The organism is Paenibacillus sp. 1011MAR3C5, assembly GCF_003591485.1.
GTDB lineage: Bacteria > Bacillota > Bacilli > Paenibacillales > Paenibacillaceae > Pristimantibacillus.
In genome coordinates this window covers 1-18,163 of record NZ_QZCF01000016.1, presented here as the reverse complement: position 1 = coordinate 18,163, position 18,163 = coordinate 1, and the positions used below count along the sequence as shown (strand labels likewise).

At 50.4% G+C, this 18,163-nt stretch carries 22 protein-coding genes; 8 read left to right on the top strand and 14 right to left on the bottom strand.

Annotated elements, in window-relative coordinates:
• The first annotated feature begins 185 nt into the window (after nt 1-185).
• From uraA to D3P07_RS26495, 5 genes are all read left to right on the top strand, one after another.
• Nucleotides 186-1,484, top strand: a complete 1,299-nt coding sequence (gene uraA / locus D3P07_RS26515; protein WP_119804002.1) for a uracil permease — start codon at nt 186-188, stop codon at nt 1,482-1,484.
• Between the two features lie 147 nt (nt 1,485-1,631).
• Nucleotides 1,632-1,835, top strand: a complete 204-nt coding sequence (locus tag D3P07_RS26510; RefSeq protein ID WP_119804000.1) for a PLDc N-terminal domain-containing protein — start codon at nt 1,632-1,634, stop codon at nt 1,833-1,835.
• A 190-nt stretch (nt 1,836-2,025) separates the two neighbouring features.
• Nucleotides 2,026-2,652: a bifunctional transcriptional activator/DNA repair enzyme AdaA gene (locus D3P07_RS26505; RefSeq protein ID WP_119803998.1), complete on the top strand. Its 627-nt coding sequence runs from the start codon at nt 2,026-2,028 to the stop codon at nt 2,650-2,652.
• The gene (locus D3P07_RS26500) at nt 2,649-3,188 is read left to right on the top strand and encodes a methylated-DNA--[protein]-cysteine S-methyltransferase (RefSeq protein ID WP_259391700.1); all 540 of its coding nucleotides are present in this window, start codon (nt 2,649-2,651) and stop codon (nt 3,186-3,188) included. The genes D3P07_RS26505 and D3P07_RS26500 overlap by 4 nt, the downstream gene beginning before the upstream one ends.
• Nucleotides 3,166-3,984, top strand: coding sequence for an SPL family radical SAM protein (locus tag D3P07_RS26495; protein WP_119803996.1), 819 nt, complete (start codon nt 3,166-3,168; stop codon nt 3,982-3,984). The genes D3P07_RS26500 and D3P07_RS26495 overlap by 23 nt, the downstream gene beginning before the upstream one ends.
• A gap of 108 nt (nt 3,985-4,092) precedes the next feature.
• On the opposite strand, the gene D3P07_RS26490 is transcribed toward D3P07_RS26495, so the two are convergent.
• The 7 genes from D3P07_RS26490 to D3P07_RS27255 form a co-directional block, all read right to left on the bottom strand.
• Complete coding sequence (locus D3P07_RS26490; protein ID WP_259391699.1) at nt 4,093-4,296, bottom strand: DUF6199 family natural product biosynthesis protein; 204 nt, start codon at nt 4,294-4,296, stop codon at nt 4,093-4,095.
• A 43-nt stretch (nt 4,297-4,339) separates the two neighbouring features.
• The gene (locus tag D3P07_RS26485) at nt 4,340-5,509 is read right to left on the bottom strand and encodes a MalY/PatB family protein (RefSeq protein WP_119804040.1); all 1,170 of its coding nucleotides are present in this window, start codon (nt 5,507-5,509) and stop codon (nt 4,340-4,342) included.
• A 165-nt stretch (nt 5,510-5,674) separates the two neighbouring features.
• The gene (locus D3P07_RS26480; protein WP_119803994.1) at nt 5,675-6,544 is read right to left on the bottom strand and encodes a MetQ/NlpA family ABC transporter substrate-binding protein; all 870 of its coding nucleotides are present in this window, start codon (nt 6,542-6,544) and stop codon (nt 5,675-5,677) included.
• 39 nt (nt 6,545-6,583) lie between these two features.
• Nucleotides 6,584-7,189 carry a methionine ABC transporter permease gene (locus tag D3P07_RS26475; RefSeq protein WP_397334626.1) on the bottom strand — a complete coding sequence of 202 codons (606 nt, stop codon included), beginning with the start codon at nt 7,187-7,189 and terminating at the stop codon, nt 6,584-6,586.
• A 92-nt stretch (nt 7,190-7,281) separates the two neighbouring features.
• Nucleotides 7,282-8,289, bottom strand: a complete 1,008-nt coding sequence (locus D3P07_RS26470) for a methionine ABC transporter ATP-binding protein (RefSeq protein WP_119804036.1) — start codon at nt 8,287-8,289, stop codon at nt 7,282-7,284.
• Nucleotides 8,290-8,629: 340 nt separating this feature from the next.
• Nucleotides 8,630-9,847 (bottom strand): GTP-binding protein, encoded by a 1,218-nt coding sequence (locus D3P07_RS26465; protein ID WP_310732580.1) that lies wholly within the window; start codon nt 9,845-9,847, stop codon nt 8,630-8,632.
• A gap of 557 nt (nt 9,848-10,404) precedes the next feature.
• Nucleotides 10,405-10,557, bottom strand: a complete 153-nt coding sequence (locus D3P07_RS27255) for a hypothetical protein (protein ID WP_182914527.1) — start codon at nt 10,555-10,557, stop codon at nt 10,405-10,407.
• Nucleotides 10,558-10,696: 139 nt separating this feature from the next.
• Here D3P07_RS27255 and D3P07_RS27825 point away from each other — a divergent pair, with 139 nt between their 5' ends.
• Entirely contained in the window at nt 10,697-10,948 is a 252-nt protein-coding gene (locus tag D3P07_RS27825) for a transporter (RefSeq protein WP_310732579.1), read from the top strand.
• Here D3P07_RS27825 and D3P07_RS26455 read toward each other — a convergent pair.
• Together D3P07_RS26455 and D3P07_RS26450 are read right to left on the bottom strand one after the other, a co-directional pair.
• Nucleotides 10,935-11,849, bottom strand: coding sequence for a hypothetical protein (locus D3P07_RS26455; RefSeq protein ID WP_119803992.1), 915 nt, complete (start codon nt 11,847-11,849; stop codon nt 10,935-10,937). The two genes, D3P07_RS27825 and D3P07_RS26455, sit on opposite strands and share 14 nt — an antisense overlap.
• Before the next feature lie 197 nt (nt 11,850-12,046).
• Nucleotides 12,047-12,625 (bottom strand): TetR/AcrR family transcriptional regulator, encoded by a 579-nt coding sequence (locus D3P07_RS26450; protein ID WP_182914525.1) that lies wholly within the window; start codon nt 12,623-12,625, stop codon nt 12,047-12,049.
• A gap of 150 nt (nt 12,626-12,775) precedes the next feature.
• Here D3P07_RS26450 and D3P07_RS26445 point away from each other — a divergent pair, with 150 nt between their 5' ends.
• Nucleotides 12,776-13,060: a DedA family protein gene (locus tag D3P07_RS26445; protein ID WP_259391697.1), complete on the top strand. Its 285-nt coding sequence runs from the start codon at nt 12,776-12,778 to the stop codon at nt 13,058-13,060.
• 650 nt (nt 13,061-13,710) lie between these two features.
• Here D3P07_RS26445 and D3P07_RS26440 read toward each other — a convergent pair.
• The 3 genes from D3P07_RS26440 to D3P07_RS27745 form a co-directional block, all read right to left on the bottom strand.
• Nucleotides 13,711-14,490, bottom strand: coding sequence for a pirin family protein (locus D3P07_RS26440; protein ID WP_119803988.1), 780 nt, complete (start codon nt 14,488-14,490; stop codon nt 13,711-13,713).
• A 74-nt stretch (nt 14,491-14,564) separates the two neighbouring features.
• Complete coding sequence (locus D3P07_RS26435; RefSeq protein WP_119803986.1) at nt 14,565-14,960, bottom strand: DoxX family protein; 396 nt, start codon at nt 14,958-14,960, stop codon at nt 14,565-14,567.
• A gap of 735 nt (nt 14,961-15,695) precedes the next feature.
• A complete protein-coding gene (locus tag D3P07_RS27745) occupies nt 15,696-15,932 on the bottom strand; it encodes a hypothetical protein (protein ID WP_259391696.1) in 237 nt (78 codons plus the stop codon).
• 121 nt (nt 15,933-16,053) lie between these two features.
• Here D3P07_RS27745 and D3P07_RS26425 point away from each other — a divergent pair, with 121 nt between their 5' ends.
• The gene (locus D3P07_RS26425; RefSeq protein WP_119803984.1) at nt 16,054-16,833 is read left to right on the top strand and encodes an alpha/beta fold hydrolase; all 780 of its coding nucleotides are present in this window, start codon (nt 16,054-16,056) and stop codon (nt 16,831-16,833) included.
• 441 nt (nt 16,834-17,274) lie between these two features.
• Here the strand turns inward: D3P07_RS26425 and D3P07_RS26420 are convergent, their stop codons facing one another.
• Together D3P07_RS26420 and D3P07_RS27995 are read right to left on the bottom strand one after the other, a co-directional pair.
• A complete protein-coding gene (locus tag D3P07_RS26420) occupies nt 17,275-17,853 on the bottom strand; it encodes a hypothetical protein (protein WP_119803982.1) in 579 nt (192 codons plus the stop codon).
• Nucleotides 17,854-18,078: 225 nt separating this feature from the next.
• Nucleotides 18,079-18,162 (bottom strand): IS3 family transposase, encoded by an 84-nt coding sequence (locus D3P07_RS27995; protein WP_397334621.1) that lies wholly within the window; start codon nt 18,160-18,162, stop codon nt 18,079-18,081.
• Nucleotide 18,163: the final 1 nt, after the last annotated feature.

The following is an 18,163-nucleotide window of genomic DNA, read 5'->3' as shown; positions in this document are numbered from 1 at the left end:
ATAAATGGGCACTATCATTGCACCGTCGCTCCTATCGCGTTCATTTCGCTGCCACATGGGCATTTTGCGCTTTAACCGGATAAATCTCGGCAGGTGTGAAGAAAACGCTTGCCAATTTCAGAGGAAATCTGTAGAATCATCAAAGGAATTTGTCGAATTTCATTATAATTCAAGGAGAATGATCTATGAGTAAAACGATCGGCGTCCACGAGAGGCCGCCAGCCGTCCCAAGCCTTCTGCTCAGCTTGCAGCATCTGTTCGCGATGTTCGGCTCGACGGTACTCGTACCCAACATTTTTGAGATCGATCCCGCCATTTGCTTGCTGATGAACGGTATCGGCACCCTGCTGTACATTCTCGTTACAAAAGGAAAGATCCCTGCTTATCTGGGCTCCAGCTTCGCCTTCCTCGGCCCTGGCGGTGCGATTATTTTTAGCCAAGCGGCAGGCGGCGGCTATGCGGCAGCGCTCGGCGGCTTCATCGCGGCAGGCGTTATCTTCACCGTTCTGGCCTTCATTATTCAAGTAGCCGGCACGGAATGGCTGAACGTTGTCTTCCCTCCTGCGGCCATGGGCGCGATCGTTGCGATTATCGGTCTTGAGCTTGTGCCGGTTGCAGCGAAAATGGCCGGTTATATTCCGGGCGATAAGGATGATCCGCTTACTTGGGCTATGAATCCAGATATTGTGATTATTTCGACAGCAACACTGGCTGTCACAGTTCTCGGTTCGGTGCTGTTCCGCGGTTTCATGAGAATTATCCCGATCCTGTTCGGCATCATTTTCGGCTATGTGCTGGCTTACTTCATGAAGGAAACCAACTTCGACAATGTGGCCGATGCTTCCGTCTTCACCAGCCCGACCTTTACATTCCCTGAGTTCCACTGGTCGGCGATTATCGCGATCGCTCCGGTTGCGCTCGTTGTTATCGCTGAGCATATTGGACACTTGATCGTAACGGGCAATATTGTCGGCAAGGACTTGACCAAAGACCCCGGCTTGCATCGTTCGATGCTCGGCAACGGGCTCTCCACGATTCTGTCCGGCTTCGTCGGCTCCACGCCGAATACGACCTATGGCGAAAATATCGGAGTCCTTGCGATTACGAGAGTATACTCTACCTTCGTCATTGGCGGCGCAGCGGTGATCGCCATCATCCTGTCGTTCTCCGGCAAGTTCTCGGCGCTAATATCCGGTATTCCTACTCCGGTTATGGGCGGCGTATCGCTCCTGCTCTTCGGCGTTATCGCAGCTTCCGGCTTGCGGATGCTGGTGGAATCGAAGGTCGACTACAGCAAACCGACCAATCTGTTCCTGACGACCGTTGTACTCGTCATCGGCCTCAGCGGCGTGAAGCTTACGATCGGCGAAGTATCCTTCAGCGGCATGGCGCTTGCGACTATCGTAGCGATCGTGCTTAGCCTGCTGTTCAAAATCTTCGAAGTGCTTCGCATGACGAACGACGATGACGCAGCCGCTCATTAATAGGACAAGCCGTCCTGCCAGTAAACCTTCGGGTTTGCCGGCAGGACTTTTTTTATTATCGAAACGAAACAGGTCCGGCAATCGTACTTAAAGTTATAGATCGATAGAGATAAATCACGCAGTTGCTTCTGTAAGGAGGAGTGCTTTATGTCCGGATTCGGAATACTGGGCTTGCTTATGCTGCTCATTATGTTCATGCTGTTTCTACTGAATATTGCTACCAGCGTATGGGCTTATCGGGATGCCAAGCGCCTGGGTAAAAGCAATGAATATGCTCTGCTCGTGCTCGTCGGCACGATTATATTCCCTGTCGTAGGCCTGATTATTTATTGGGTTATTCGAAAAGACTAATCCCCGCACTTCCTCACACTATCATCTCACTCATGACCAAGACCCGATATATCCAATAACCACGGTCACTTGGCCGTATTTCCTTTGTTCTTCCACGTAGTCATCGATTTCACAATCTTGCTTTTCCATCTTATACAGCGTACATTCGTTCCTTCTATCCGCTATACTAGGAGCAGAAGGAGTGAGACGGATGGCGAATGAGCCGAATCGGCAATCAGCTAATCGTGCAACAGATGTCCCGCAGAACAGAAAGCCCGGATCTATCTCCGAAGAGCAGTGGACGGCCATCTGCGCCAACGATGGCTCGTATGACGGACGTTTCTATTATGCGGTGCGAACGACGGGCATTTATTGCAGGCCCTCCTGCAAATCCAGACCCCCGAAGCGAAGCAACGCAGAGGTCTTTCCCACATCGGCGGACGCCGTATCTGCCGGCTACCGCCCGTGCAAGCGCTGCAAGCCTGCTGGCGAACGTCTGCCTGACGAAGAATGGTCAGCTCAAATTGCAGCATATGTGGACCGTCATTATATGGAGGAGCTTGATCTTGCAACCTTGGGCGAGATCTGCCATGGCAGCCCCTATCATCTGCATCGCACGTTCAAAAAAATAATGGGCATGACGCCGCTTGCTTATGTACAGCAGATTCGGATGCGGCATGCTGCGAGACTGCTGGCCGAGACGGACAGCCCGGTATCCCGCGTAGGCGAGCTTGTCGGCATTCGCAATACGCCTTACTTTATTACCCTGTTCAAGAAAACAAACGGATCTACGCCTGCTGCATTCAGGCAGCGGCTCCATATAGGAGGGAATGGATGATGACATTAACGCAAACCCGCAACCAAACGATTTACGGAGCGCTGCTGGAGCACGGCAGCTGGACTGTGCCCATTGGGGCTACCGGGGACGGACTAAGCTGCGTAGGAGCAATAGGAGAGTCATTGGAGGATTTGATCCGGCGTGGGTCGTCCCGCTTTAAGGCCTCGCAATGGGTGCAAGATGACGGCAGGCTTAAAGTATATATGGATCAGCTCAAGCAGTATTGGGACGGAGAGCGCAATTCGTTTTCGTTCCAACGCGATGTATGGGGGACGCCCTTCCAGCAAACCGTCTGGGAGGCGCTGCTGGCCATTCCTTATGGCACTACAGTCTCCTATTCGGATATTGCGCAAGCGATCGGCAGGCCCGCCGCGGTACGGGCGGTCGGGACCGCGATTGGAGCCAATCCCGTGCTGATCACCGTCCCATGCCATCGAGTCGTAGGCAAAAATGGCGCCCTCACAGGCTATCGTGGAGGACTTGCGATGAAAACCAAACTATTGGAGCTAGAGCATGCGAACCTCGCTTCATTATAAAGAGCCGCAATCGATTTTGAACAAAGGGACAGGCTTCCTCTCCGGCTACACGCATTCGCTCAACCCGTACGCAGGCTGCGCATTCGCTTGTTCCTTCTGTTATGTCAGGCAAATGCCCGTCTCCCTCTTCCGGCAGCAGGAGTGGGGAACATGGGTCGACGTGAAGCAAGGCGCTGCGGAGGTACTGCGGCGCCAGCTTCGCACAGCGAAGAAGAAAGGGCCCGTCACCATCTTCATGTCCTCCAGCACCGACCCCTACCAGCCTGCCGAGCATAAGGAGGGGGTTACCAGGTCGCTGCTGGAGACAATGGTCGAGGAACCGCCGGACTTTCTGCTCGTGCAGACGCGCAGCCCGCTGATCACGCGCGATATTGATTTACTGAAGCAACTGGGAGAGCGTGTGCGCGTCAGCATGACGATCGAGACGGACCGCGATGATATGCGCAAGCTGTTCTCACCGTCTGCGCCACCTATTGCTGCGCGGCTGCGGGCGCTGACTGCGTTAAGCGAAGAAGGCATTGCCACGCAAGCGGCAATCGCACCGCTCCTGCCTAGCAGCGAGAACTTCCCTCGCCTGCTTCGCCAAGCGACTGGCCGCGTATGCATCGACGATTACTTCAACGGCGATGGCAGCGGCGGCAAGCGGACGCAGCGGCTGGGGCTGGAAAATCTCTATCGTAAGCATGGCCTATCGGAATGGTATCATCCGGATGCGCTGCAGACCGTCATCGAACGCATTCGCGGGGAATTCCGGGATGGCGAATGGCTCGTTAGCCAAGAGGGCTTCGAGCCGTAATCAGGAGCAATCATAGGTCCCCGTAAGCTTACTTGCGGAAGCCTTCGGGTACAGAAGAATAAGAGCTGAGCAAATAAAAAGAGCGGCATCCAGGTGCCGCTCTTTTCCCTATAAGAAAAAACTCGCAATAATGCCGCCCAGCGCCACCAGCGTGCTTATGGCGCCGCCGAATCGGGTAGAAAATAAGTAGAGATCGAATGGCTCGGTCGCATCATTAGACTTCCACTCCTCGGAAATGGCCCATATCCATTGCGGCTGAATGAGCATGACAAGCCCAAAAGGCAATAACAGGATCGAGAGAATGAACAACATCGAACGGCCTCCTTCTGCTATGAACCTATACCGTGCTCATAAGCTATTGCTTAGCGGCCTCGCAGAACTGGCGCAGCGCCTGCTCCACAATAAACCGCGGGCATGCCAGGTTGACGCGCAGCCAGCCTTCGCCCTCCACGCCGAACATAGAGCCTTCATTGAAGGCAACCTTTGCTTTCTTGTGCATCAGCTGCTTGAGTCCGTTTTTGTCCAGGCCGAGCGCCCGGCAATCCAGCCACAGCAGGTAAGTGCCATCGGGCTTCATCGGCTTCACTTGCGGCAGGTGCTCCTCCAGATATGCAAGCGCATAATCCAGATTGCCCTTCACGTAGACAAGCAAATCTTCCAGCCAAACCTCGCCTTCATTATAGGCCGCCACAACCGCATCCTGCGCGAAGTGCTGCGCCATATGAATGCTCAGCGTCTTGATCCGCTTGTCGAGGCGCGCTCTCATGCCGCTGTTCTGCACGACCATAAAGGAAGTATGAAGGCCAGGCAGATTAAAGGTTTTGGTCGCAGCCAGGCACGTAATCGTAATAGCTGCAAGCTCTTCCGACAGCGATGCGAACGGTACATGCTCATGGCCGGGGAAGATCAAATCGCAATGGATTTCATCCGACACGACAGTAACGCCATAACGGAGGCACAGATCTCCAAGCGCCAGCAGCTCATCCCGGCTCCATACGCGCCCGCCCGGATTGTGAGGATTGCAGAATAGCATCAGCTTCGCACCCTCGCTGAACAAAGACTCCAGTTGCTCCAGGTCCATCTCGTAGCGGCCGTTCTGATTAATTAGCGGATTAAGGGCCAGGACGCGGTCATTGCTCTCGATGACATCGTAGAACGGATAATAGACTGGCGTCTGAATGACGACCTTATCGCCAGGCGCGGTGAATTGCTCGACAGCCAGGCTCAGCGTCGTTACGACACTTGGGCTGTCGACAATCCAGTCTTTCTCCAACTTCCAATGATGCCTGCGCTGAAACCAGCCCATAATGGCGTCAAAATAATCATCCGTGCGGATCGCATAGCCGTAGGCTCCAAGCTCCACCCGCTTGTGCAGAACCTCCCGGACTGCAGGAGGGCTAGGGAAATCCATATCGGCCACCCATAGCGGCAATATATCCTTATCTCCGAATAACGGGCCTACTTGATCCCACTTGTAGGAACGCGAATTTTTACGATCAATCAACTCATCAAATGAATAAGACAAAGCTATCACCCCGTCGTTGTTATCGCTCCTCATGCCAGAGCTGGTCTATTTCTCTATCTTAACCATTCCTCTATCTGAAATCAAAGAAAATCAAGCAGCAGCAAAAGATCGCCATCCACTGCCGCATGATGCGAAGGGATGGCGATCTGTACCTGACCGACTGCGCTAGTCGAATGCCGGTATGACCGCGCCTTTATACGTATCGTTGATAAAGGTCTCGATCTCCGGCGATTTCAATGCCTGTACCAGCTTCTGAATGGCATCACTGTCCTTATTGTCCGCCCGGACGGCCAAGATATTGACATAAGGGGAGTCCTTGTCCTCGATAAAGAGCGCATCCTCCGTCGGATTAAGGTCCGCTTCAAGCGCAAAGTTGGTATTGATCGCCGCGATATCCACCTCGTTCAGCACCCGGGGCAGAGTAGCCGCCTCCAGCTCCACGAACTTGAAGCCGCGCGGATTATGCTGGATATCCGATACTGTCGCTTCGACGCCGACGCTCTCATCCAGCTCGATCAAGCCATGTTGCGCCAGCAGAATGAGCGAGCGGCCGCCGTTGGTCGGATCGTTCGGGATGGCGATCTTCGCGCCGTCCTTCAGCTCTTCGATCGTTTTGATTTTATGCGAATAGACGCCGAAGGGCTCGATATGAACATTGGCCGCTTTCACCAGATCGTAGCCTCGATCCTTATTGAATTGAACCAGATAGGGCTCGTGCTGGAAGAAGTTCGCGTCCAACTGCTTCTCGTACAGCTGCACATTGGGCTGGATATAGTCGTTGAATTCCACAGCTTCCAGGGTGACACCCTGCTCTTTCAGCACGGGAATCAGATGGTTCAAGATAGCGGCATGGGGAACCGGGGAGACGCCAACCTTAAGCTTGACGGTCTCTCCTTCCGTCTGGCCGCCTTCAGTACCGGGGGAAGGCGTGGCGCCGCCCGTTCCGTTGTCATTGCTCGCTCCATTGTTGCCGCAAGCTGCCAGCATCAGAGTCAGCAGGATTAGAACCAGCATTTTAGTCGAATGGTTTCTCATGTGCATCTTCACCTGTTTCTATATCGGATGGTTGGATCGTTACCTTCGGCTGAACGCCCGGACCAGCATATCGCCCACCGATTGCAGAATTTGAACCAGAATAAGCAGTAATGCGACGGTTACAATCATGACATCCAGACGGAAGCGCTGGTAGCCGAAGCGCAGGGCAAGATCGCCTAACCCGCCGCCGCCGATCACGCCGGACATGGCAGTATAGGAGACAAGCGTAACAGCCGTAATCGTAATCGCTGCAATCAATCCTGTACGCGCTTCCCGAAGCAGCACATGCAGCACAATCATGCCCTTCGAGGCTCCCATTGCCGTCGCTGCCTCCACCACGCCTTTGTCAACCTCCCGCAAGGAGGTCTCCACCAGCCGGGCAAAGAACGGAGCGGCGGCTACGACGAGCGGCGGAATCGCTCCCTTCACGCCAATGGACGTGCCCACGATCATTTTCGTAACCGGCATGATCAGAATCATCAGGATGACAAACGGAACGGAGCGAAGCACATTCACGATGACCGACAATATGCCGTAGAGCGCCCTGTTCTGCAGCAGCTGGCCCTCAGAGAACAGGAACAGCACAATGCCCAGCAGCAGCCCCAGTATAACCGTGAACAGCAAGGAGAATACGAGCATATACATCGTTTCATTCGAAGCTTGGAAGATGTCGTCCCATCGGACATCCGAGAAAAAAGAAAACAGGTTCGAACCCGCCATCGTGGCCACCTTGCCTGTCATAATCTGCTCACCTCAAGTCCCTGCTGGCCCAATTCCTCAATAATGCGATCAACCTCGGATTCGCTGCCCCGTAGCTCCACAATCAGCTGCCCGTACGGAACGTCCTTCATCTTAGATACGGTGCCTTGCAGGATGGCAAATGTCGCTTCCGTGCGCCGTACGGTCTCATACAGGACAGGTTCGTAGGTCTGATCTCCCCGGAAGTGAATGCGTACCATACTCCCTTGCGCGCGATAAGCGTCAATCGCTTCGCTGCCAATTGTTTCAGACACCTCACTGACGAACTCTCTCGTGATGTTGTCCTTCGGATTAAGAAACACATCCAGCACGGTACCGCTCTCCACAATCCGGCCATGCTCCATCACGGCGACGCGATCGCATACAGAGCGAATAACCCCCATCTCATGTGTAATGAGCAGAATCGTAATGCCCATCTTGCGATTGATCTCCTTCAGCAGCGTCAATATGCTGTCTGTCGTCTGCGGATCAAGCGCCGAGGTCGCCTCGTCGCAGAGCAGCACCTCAGGATCGTTCGCCAGCGCTCTAGCTATGCCGACACGCTGCTTCTGTCCGCCGGACAGCTGCCTCGGATAGTGATGCTGATAGGCAGTAAGCCCGACCAGCTCCAGCAGCTCATCGACACGCGTCTTGATCCGGTTAGCGCTGTGTCTGGCAATCCGCAGCGGGAATGCAATGTTGTCCCGGACGGTCGCAGTCGTGAGCAGATTAAAATGCTGAAAGATCATCCCGATCCGCTTCCTTTTCTCCTGCAGCTCCTTCACGCCTAATGCCGTCAGCTTGTCCCCGCCTACGATAACGATGCCTCCGGTTGGCCGCTCCAGCAGGTTCACGCTGCGGAGAAGTGTGCTCTTCCCCGCTCCGGACCGGCCGATCACGCCGAAGATTTCTCCCTTCTCCACCTTCAGGTTAACGCCGCGCAGGGCGATAAAGGATGATTTCTTGCCAGTCCGGTATACCTTCTCGATATCGATGAGTTCAATCAGCGGGAACACTCCTTTCTGGATGAGAAGGATAGACTTAACGAAAAAGACGGAATATTTGCTTCCCCATGCAAAATCAGGATTTGACCCTATTTTTCATATTAAGCACCCATAATATTCATGGGGCGAATGCTGCTTGGCTAAGCAAATAAAGCCAGTTTGGAAGGGAAGGGATAGAGGCTTGAAAATGGTTCGGGAGACTCGGAAGGTAACGTACAGAAGAAAAGGGAATGGCGTTTACGCTATCGTGCAATGCAGAAAGAGGTTAACCCGTTAGACACGGATTAACCTCTTGAACCTCATGATACAAGGAACGTACAAGCTATAATGCTTCCTTAAACGGTCATATCGCGTTCGGCATTGGATCGGCGAACAATCGCCAATCCATCGCCATCTCCTGATCGGTCAGCAGACAATCGTCAAGCCCTGCCGTAATGCCGTCCCTGTCCATGCTGATGCCGATAAAAACAAGCTTGTTGATCCGATCCCCGAAGTCCGGATGCCATTGCTTCGCAAGGTCAGGCTCCTCCAGCAGGATCGCCCTCTGCTCCGCAGCCGGAAGCGCGGCTACCCAGTAGCCCGACGGGCCGAATTGAACGGATGGCCCCGCTTGGCTGAGGCTTTGAGCCAGCTCGCTGCGCGTAGCCAGCCACACAATTCCTTTCGCCCGGACCACTTCTGGCGACCAGTCCTCCATCCAATTCATGAGCCGAACCGGATGGAACGGTCTTGCACGCTCATAGACAAAGGATGAGATGCCGTATTCCTCCGTCTCCGGCGTATGGACGGGCTTCGACAATTCTTTCATCCAGCCCGCCGAGACGCTGGCCTCTTCAAAGTTGAACAAGCCCGTATGCAAAATGTCGGACGGCTTCACGCGTCCCTGCTCTGTACGGATGATGCGCGCTCTAGGCTGCAGCTTGCGCAAGACTCCTTCCAGTTCGGCAAGCTCCTCTTCCTCTACCAGATCGCATTTGTTGAGCAGCAGCACATCGCAAAATTCAATCTGATCCATCAGCAGATCGACCACATCGCGCGTATCCCCTTCCCCTACCGCCTCATTGCGGTCAAGCAGCGATTGACCCGAAGAGAAATCATGCCAGAAACGGTAGGCGTCCACGACTGTCACCATGCAATCGAGCTGGCAAAATTGCGATAGATCAATGCCCAGTTCTTCATCCACATAAGTGAATGTTTGCGCGACGGGCACCGGTTCGCCTACCCCGGTAGATTCGATTAATATGTAATCGAACCGCCCCTCCTTCGCCAGCCGCTCAACTTCTTGAAGCAAATCATCACGCAGCGTACAGCAGATGCAGCCGTTGGACATCTCCACCAGCTTCTCTTCCGTCCGGCTCAGTCCACTCCCGCCCCGCACCAGATCGGCGTCTATGTTCACTTCGCTCAAATCATTGACGATCACGGCTACGCGCAAGCCCTCTCTATTGTTCAGCACATGGTTAAGCACCGTCGTTTTGCCGGAGCCCAGATAGCCGCTTAATACCGTTACCGGGAGTTTATTCTGATTGCCAGGGGCCGCTTGTTCATGATTCATGTTCATGTTATTGTACTCTCCTTATTCGTAATCGTAATTATTACGATTATAAAACAAGAAATAAGGAATAGCAAGTCTTAATAGGATCTGATAAGGGAGGTTTCGCTCATATAGTTAAATCAGAAGGCTGCTCGGCATAGAGGGCTCTCTTCTGGAGTCGAACATCTCGTTATTGTTATTGCGTACGAACTGTGGGACATGCTCGCTCAGAGATTGGGATTAAGTCGATAGAATCGACTTAACTGAATGCAGCAATTTCATCTAACTCGAATAAGTCGGTAACACCCACTTAAATACTCTTAGAAGCCTCTTCTGACCTGAATAAGTCGATCAGATCGACCTTGAAAGTAAGGAAGGATTCGCGCTATCGATTCAAAGGATGGTTGAGCCGGCGAGCGTGTTTGGGTAAATGAAAAATAACCGGGAATTCCGGCGTTTTCTGCCTATGCTTGCGTTTTTAATGATGCGAGTTATCTCATCAAGCAAGCAAACCTGCTTATTGGACAGCCTAATATGACAACCAGCTATCCGGTGACATTTTCCGTTGACGACCACATGTTGGTTCATGCTCCCGACAAGTTGGGCGTACGGCTGCCTGCCAATTGCATCACCTGTAGGCGGACAGCGGCATAGAATACAAAAAAAATCAGCACCACATGTGCTGACTTCTCAAGCTTCCTCATACGTTCATCCTGATGAAAATGGAGTGATTTCATGTCATATTTACCACCGTTTGGCCCGCCCTTCGGACCACCAGGTCCTCCGGGGCCTCCCGGACCGCCGCCAGGACCACCATTTGGCACTTTTCCTGGACCCGGCCCGGGACCAACCCCCGGCCCTCCAGGAGGACAGCAAATGGCGCCAACCTCGCCTCCGCCTTCCTTCGTTCCGCAACAGCAATCCGCATCCTTGCTAGCTGTCGATCCGGGCGGCATTCGCCGCTGCATGTTCCGCTTCACGTATATCTGGATGCACCATGGCGGACAATTCTGGTTTTTCCCCGTGTTCGTAGGACCAAACTCGGTAGCCGGGTTTCGATGGACCGGCTTCTCCTGGATGTACGCCGGGTTTGATCTGAGATCGATCCAATCGTTTACCTGTGTTTAAGGACGATCATTTTGTCTTTGCAGATAAAATTAAACGTCGTATTCAGTTTATCCGGACCAGCCTTCTTCAGCAGCTTAAACACATGTTCATTCAATTTTCTCACCCGCTTCGGAATAGGCACACAGATATAACCGGGGTGATGTTCTTGATCGCAGCACGAACAGCATCCTCCTTTTTTCGATGAAGAACCGGCAGCGGCAGCATTGTTCGTGATGGGAGAGAAAGCATTCGCCCCAGCCATAGCTGCCACCGGGGTTGCACCGGCATTCTCGCGGATGACTCGGCTTTGGCTCGCCACGTTGCATTGCGCGGCATTGATGAACGGATTACTTGCAGGGATGAACGGGAACATGATATTATTCGGAACGTTGTTATGAGCTTCTCCCGGGTTCGAAGGATCGTTAATCGTAAAGCTGTCCGAGTTATTATTCAGGAATCGGCCAAACAGAACATGTCCCGCTTCATGCGCCAATGCGTAGGTATCGATGGCATCGTCGCTCATGACACAATTTCCCACTAGCCGAAAATTTGTTGTGCTGACGAAATTATCGAATTGCGGTCCTGCATTGCCAATTGCGCCAGAGCTTAAGGTTGGTCCGCTAACGTAGATAACATAAATCGCTACTGCGTTGTTCACAGCCGCTTTCGTCTGCGAGATCAGATTGACGATTCTGGGATCGCTAATACCCGGCACGGTGTTCGCTTCCAGCGTCACGTCATCCCGGAAGATAATCTGCAAGTTGTTAAAATTGATATTGCAGCTTACTCCCGGGAAAAAACCTGTGCTCCATACCGCTGTCGCTCTTGCAATGTCATTCGCTACTCTTGTCTGGCGCAGCGCAGCCGTATCGCTTGACCTTGCGCCTCTTGTAAACACACTAACTACATCAACAGTCGCCATTCTTTAAACGCCTCCTTTTGGAAATCCAAGATTAGGGGTTGTACACTTATAGAAGATGCAGCGCATGAAGGAATGGCTTGGACAAACAGATGTGGCATCCATCTGTTTTATGCAAAAAAAAGAGCTTAACCGGCAGCAAATGCCTGGTTAAGCTCTTTTTTTCATCTGAAAAGGGACATTGCGTAATGACTTGTGCTTTATCTTTGAATCCCCCTTGTAAAAATGCGAAAAGCCTCCATCAATTGATCTCCGAGGTTCGCCTCAACTCTGCTTGTGCACCAATCCATCAGTGTGCCTTTATATAATTTCAGCGCTGTTTGCGACATTTCTTCGGCTGGAATGTCTCCGGTCAACTCTCCCGCTTGTTGAGCTTTTTTGAAAATAACCGTTAAGGCATCTACTTTGGCTTGCATGCTACCTTGAATCGTTCCCGCCGAGCCGCCGGACAAGAGCTGCTGAAGGGATACGCGCACCAGAGTTCGGTTGCCGTTAAACGAGTCTCCTAATTCCTTTACCAGAGACAAGACCTTTGGTGTAAAGGGGCTGTCTGCCTGCTCGCTGATTTGTGTGATTTCACTAAAAAACAACGACTTTTGAATGCGAACTAAAACCTCGTCTTTCGTACGAAAGTAATTAAAAAATGTGCCTTTTGCTACGCCAGCCAATTCGGTAATATCCGCTACGGTTGTTAAGTCATAGCCTTTGCTGGAAAACAACTGATAAGCAGCGTCAATGATGTTTTCTTCTGTTATGCGCTTCTTCTCTTCCCGATTCACACATACAGCCTCCCTTGCCACTCATTGTATCATGACATCGGTTTTTCTTTAATACGAAACGCCAACCAAAAAGTTGACTGACAGTCATAATTTTGTTTATAATTCAAATTGTATTCAAAGTCATGCTATAGGAGGCATTATATCAATTTCATGATGAATGAGTCCGAATTAGCTGACTGGATCAATCAGCTCGGTTATACTGCAATGTTCTTTTCGCTATGGCTTGGTATAATAGGTCCGCCTTTTCCTGAAGAAGTGATTGTCATGACTGGCGGTGCCGTCAGCAACGCCGATTCCATGCATCCGATTGCCACGTTTCTTTCGGCTTATCTGGGCGTTATATCCGGACTAACATTCGGATATGTGTTTGGCAGCCGGATAGGAGCTCCTATATTAAATAAATTACGTTCCAGGAAGTCATTGCTTTCCAGCTAGCTTCATATGGACGCTGCTCTTCTTCTCCTTAGGCCGTTTTATTACCAATGATCCCATGCAACTTTGCACCTTACTCTTTGAACACACATGCTATATTCTATTCGCCATCATCGCAGCAGCAAGCGGAGGGCTTATCATTAGATCGAAAATAAAAAGCAAAGCGGTCGTTCAGGATACATGAACCTGCTGCTTATACGGGGTGAAGCAATTGTACAGTCGCTTTTATAAAAATATGAGGCATAATAATCTGGTCAGAAAGAAACTGGGCATGCCGCCGTTTCGAAAAGCCTGTTTATTTTATTTCAGGAGGCTGTGCTTCTTCAAGTGAGGCCATACTCTTGGGCGGATGTCCACTAAAACCATGAATGGCTTCGAGTGCCGCTTACGAAAATGACTTCCGCTACGACGATCTGCGTCGTGCCCGTTCAGAAGCCTGGACTGGAACACAACCGAACTCAGGCACCGGCTGCCGTTATGAGCAAAAAGCCCGGAAGTTATCGATCATGAATCGATATCTCCCGGGCTTTTTCCCTTCGCGTAGTTATTACTCCATCTCTGCGGATTCCCAGCACAGACCGGACGAAGCCGTGAAATCCTGGGGTCCTCGCAGCATATGGGGTATCTTGATGTCGCTGCCGTCCGATTGGCAATCAGCGCTTCGGGTACAGCGGGTAATCAACCGTCGGCGGCACATCGATCAGAATGAGCCGGAGCGGCGCGTCTTCATCGGCTGTGATGATGACATCATGATCCTCATCGGCACGCGCCACGATGAAGTCTTTTGGCTTGAAGGGAGTCGATGTGCTGCCGTCGCCTTCACCCTCGGACCATGAGCCGCCTCCGCGTATGGCGAGCGCCGTCAGCGCACGGCCGCCTGATACCGGATGCCTGTACGGCCTGCCGGCATCGATGACTACGTCCCACATTTGTGCGTCGACCGTAATCGAGATGGGCGATCCGTCGCCAATAATTGTTTTCTTCAAGTAGCCATCGCCCGACTCCTCAGGAAACTGCTCGTGCTCGTACTGGCTGTATGTCGGCTCCATGAGCAGCGCCTTGTCGATATACGGCTCGAACCAGATCTGGAAGCCTTCCATATTCGGCCCGACGAACCGCTCCTCATGGCTGACGCCCGAACCGGTCTGCATCAGCTGTACGCCGCCTGCTCCGACCGTACTGCGCGTTCCCAGCGTATCGCCATGCTGGGCCTGGCCCGAGATGACATAGGTCATAATCTCAAATGCTTGATGGGGATGAAGGGGAATGCGGCCTTCGACAGCTGTCTTCGCCCAAGCCCAGTAGAATAGCGGGCCCACCCGCTTGATTGCCGAGCCTTCCCCGGAGAAGCCAATCGGCTTCTGCTCTGTAATTGTGCCTCCGTCGAAGGCGCCGATCGCTTGAAGTGTTGGTCCATATACCATGGTTTGCATAATGTGTTCCCTCCCGAATAATGTTTATCTGTACTCTTTTCCCCTGTGCTGCGCAGCAGGATGTGCTCAGCGCATTACCAGCTTCCGATGGCGTATGCTCCCGGTCCAATTAAAGCGAGGCCGACAGCGACAACGATTAGGATCAAATTGTATTCGATGCCATTCTGCGTAATCCACAAGCCGTTCTTGCCATGAACCTTGACGATCGCACCGATCATCGGAATCACGATCAGCGCGGCGGCGATCGGCATCCAAAGGCCGAGCGCCAGCAGCAAGCCGCCGCTTACTTCGAACAGCCCGATCACGATAGCCGCTCCGACACCAGGCTTGATACCGATGGAATCGAACCATCCTCCGGTTCCTTTAAGCCCTGGACCTCCGAACCAGCCGAGAAGCTTCTGGGCGCCATGCCCGGCAAAAATCAAACCAATTACCACTCTCATGATAAGCAAACCTGTATCCATATTCATTTCTCATTCTCCTCTAATTTAAAATTGTGATTCTTTAATTTAAGATATATAGTTTAAAAAAACCTCTGTCAACCGCTTTGGGCAAATGGCTATCCTTGCCGCATATCCGTCACTCTATATGTTCACGCGCTAATCTGCAGCAATTGTTCGACTAGTGGACCCTCGACAGAACGATAAACAGCTGCAGCGAATAATTCTGCGGTCCCTCATTTCCGTATCCCTCGCTTCTGTTTTACTATTTTATCTTAAATTTAAGATATATGATTTTAAGGAGAATGTCAAGCGCCTTAAAAGGATAATTTGCAGTTTCTTTTCCCTGCATAATACCAGCCGCCGATGTATCCGCTCCTTCTTTTCGTTTCCTACTACTATGCGATATAGAGCGGCCTTTAACAGGACATATTTTTGACTCGGATGTGCATTTTTTTGACATAGAATGATTCTTCACACTTGTACATCAAAAAAAAGCAAACGGATACGCTCCGATGCTCTTTGCTTGCCAATTCGAACAGTAAGCCGCGCGGCTTGATTATAATCGCTCTTTGACTATATATTTAAGAATTTCGATATTTACCCTCATAAGCGGAATTGATATGGGCAGGAACAAAAAGCTATAGATCGTCCCCCACAATAATGTATCCTCAACATTAATCGTTTCATAATTGCCTCTAACGATATACTCACCGAATATAGCCCCTATTGTTCCAGTAAAAAGTGAAATGAACATGGCAGAGATTAACTGACAAGCCATTTCGTTTTGTTCGTCATTTCTTTCTTATGATATAAGACATGGCCAAGTATGGATGACGTTAATACGAATGGTATCAATGCTGCAAAATAAAACCAGCTTTCTCCCCAAAGAGAAGTTATCCCTCCTGCCAGGGCCTGAGCGATAAACATGAAGATTAACGGAACGATACCAGATAGAAGAATCCCATATACAAAACCCTTTAACCACGCCAAGTTTTTCATGAGTGATATTCCACACCCCTTTTAGGTTTTTATTAACCGGCATTGGGAATTAATAAATCATGGTCAAAGATGAACTTAAGATTATTGAATCTTGCTAATTCTATTGAAAAGGTGATCACAAATGTCCCATTTACATATAAACGGATACAATATGTATTACACCGATCGCGGCAAAGGAACAGCAATCATATTTATCCATCCTCCTGTGCTGACCAGTTTAGTCTTCCAATATCAAATTCAACCATTATCGGCTCATTTTCGAACGATCACCTTTGATATCAGAGGCCATGGCAGTAGTGAATCATCCAAGGAAGAAATCACTTATCCTTTGATTGTAGAGGACATCAGGCGGTTAATAGAGCGATTGAAGATCGATAAAGCCTTTTTGTGCGGTTACTCAACAGGTGGTTCGGTTGTACTCGAATTTCTGTTAACCTATCCCGATCTGGCATTGGGTGGAATTGTAATCGGGGGAATGTCGGAAGTAAGCGACAGAAAACTAAAAAACAAAATAAGGCTTGGCCGCATCTTTTCCCGAATCGGTGCGGTTAGCACGATTGCCCTCTCCGTCGCTTGGGCGCAAGCACAAACAAAGATGTCTCTGATTCGGCTATTATTTAAAGACGCCAAGAAAGGAAACGCCAAAAATGCCACCCAGTATTACCAATACAGTTTACATTATAACTGTACAGCACGGTTAGAGAATATACATCAACCCGTCATGTTGATCTATGGAGAAAAGGATAAATCGTTTCACCCTTACGGCAAATTGCTTCGACAACGATTGCCGAAGAGCGAGCTCTATTATATTAAGAAAGTCGGCCACCAAATACCTACGAAGGCAGCAAATAAATTAAATGATCTGATTCATCAGTTCCTTCTGCAAGCTAAGGATTGGTAACTGTCAGCGGCAATGAGATGAAGCATTAATGGTTGATGGTTGATACCATTGTTAAGATTCTTTTTGTTGCTGTCATATCCAAATATAAGGGAGAAGTTCTTTATTCTCAGTATCACGAATGGTTTGAACTGACTAGAAAGTTCAATTAATTAAAAAAGATGAGGCGCACCCCTCATCTTCAGTCACCCCATCGGCTAAGAGTTCAATCTGACCGAGATACTCCTCGGCTGATGTAACCACTTTCGAGTTTGGACTTTTGGAAGTCGTTATTTCTTTTTACCGAGCTTCTCACGAATCCATCGATACACTTTAGCACGGTTGACAAAAATTTGATATCCAGTGCGTACTAGATAGGAAAGGTAGAACGGTTAATATTTACTATAATACTATGGGTACGAATTATAATACGTCACAGGGATTCCCCTGTGACGTATTCTCAGATTACCAGTTACCGTATACGGACAGTGTACTTTTTGTGGAGCCATGGTTTAGTCCAATCGGAACAAAACCATGATAGAGATTAAACTCCGACACGCTGCCGAGAATGGATTGCCATGCCGAGGATGATGTCTTTTTGTAGTAATGGATTAGCATCCAATCCGGATTACTTGTACCGGATTCGCCAGCATACGAAGACATCATAGCTACTTGACCACCAGCCGAGATTGTGTCGATGATCGTTGTACCATCCGGCTTATAGATATTTGTGGAACGTCTAACGTTATAGATTTTGTGTGTCACGTTGTTCAGCGTGCTGTAGTCCTTAAGAGTTACAGTTCCAACATGTAAATTCGTCCATGGTGTGTCAACGTCTCCAGCAGCACCGCCCCAGTCAGCAAACAAATAACCTGTTTGAACACTGCCCGAGGAATTTCGGAATCGAATTTTTAGGTACTGTGGAGAAGTATGTTGGCCAAACGAGCCATATGCCTCACCAACGTTGATCTTACCGATTTTATTAAAGTTAATGTCCTCTACATCTACTGCTTGATTCAATGTATTTACCATAAGCCATCCCATACGTAATACCCCCATAAAATAATGTTAAGCTGGCGAACGGATTAATTCTTACGCGCGTCTTAGAATCTTTCCATCGATGCTTACACTCTCCTATGTTGGCACTACTCCTTTGTTTGTGACACTTCATAAAAATAGATCGCATTCGCGATTACGGTCTAGATGAGAAAAGCCGCCTCGATTCACTGAACTGCTCCCCGTCAAGTAGACAGTACAAAAAATAAAGATCTATGATGCGGCCTTAGCCCTAAATTCTTTGGGACTGAGGCCGTTTAGTTTTTTCTGTAATCGTTCGTAATTGTAAAAGTGGATA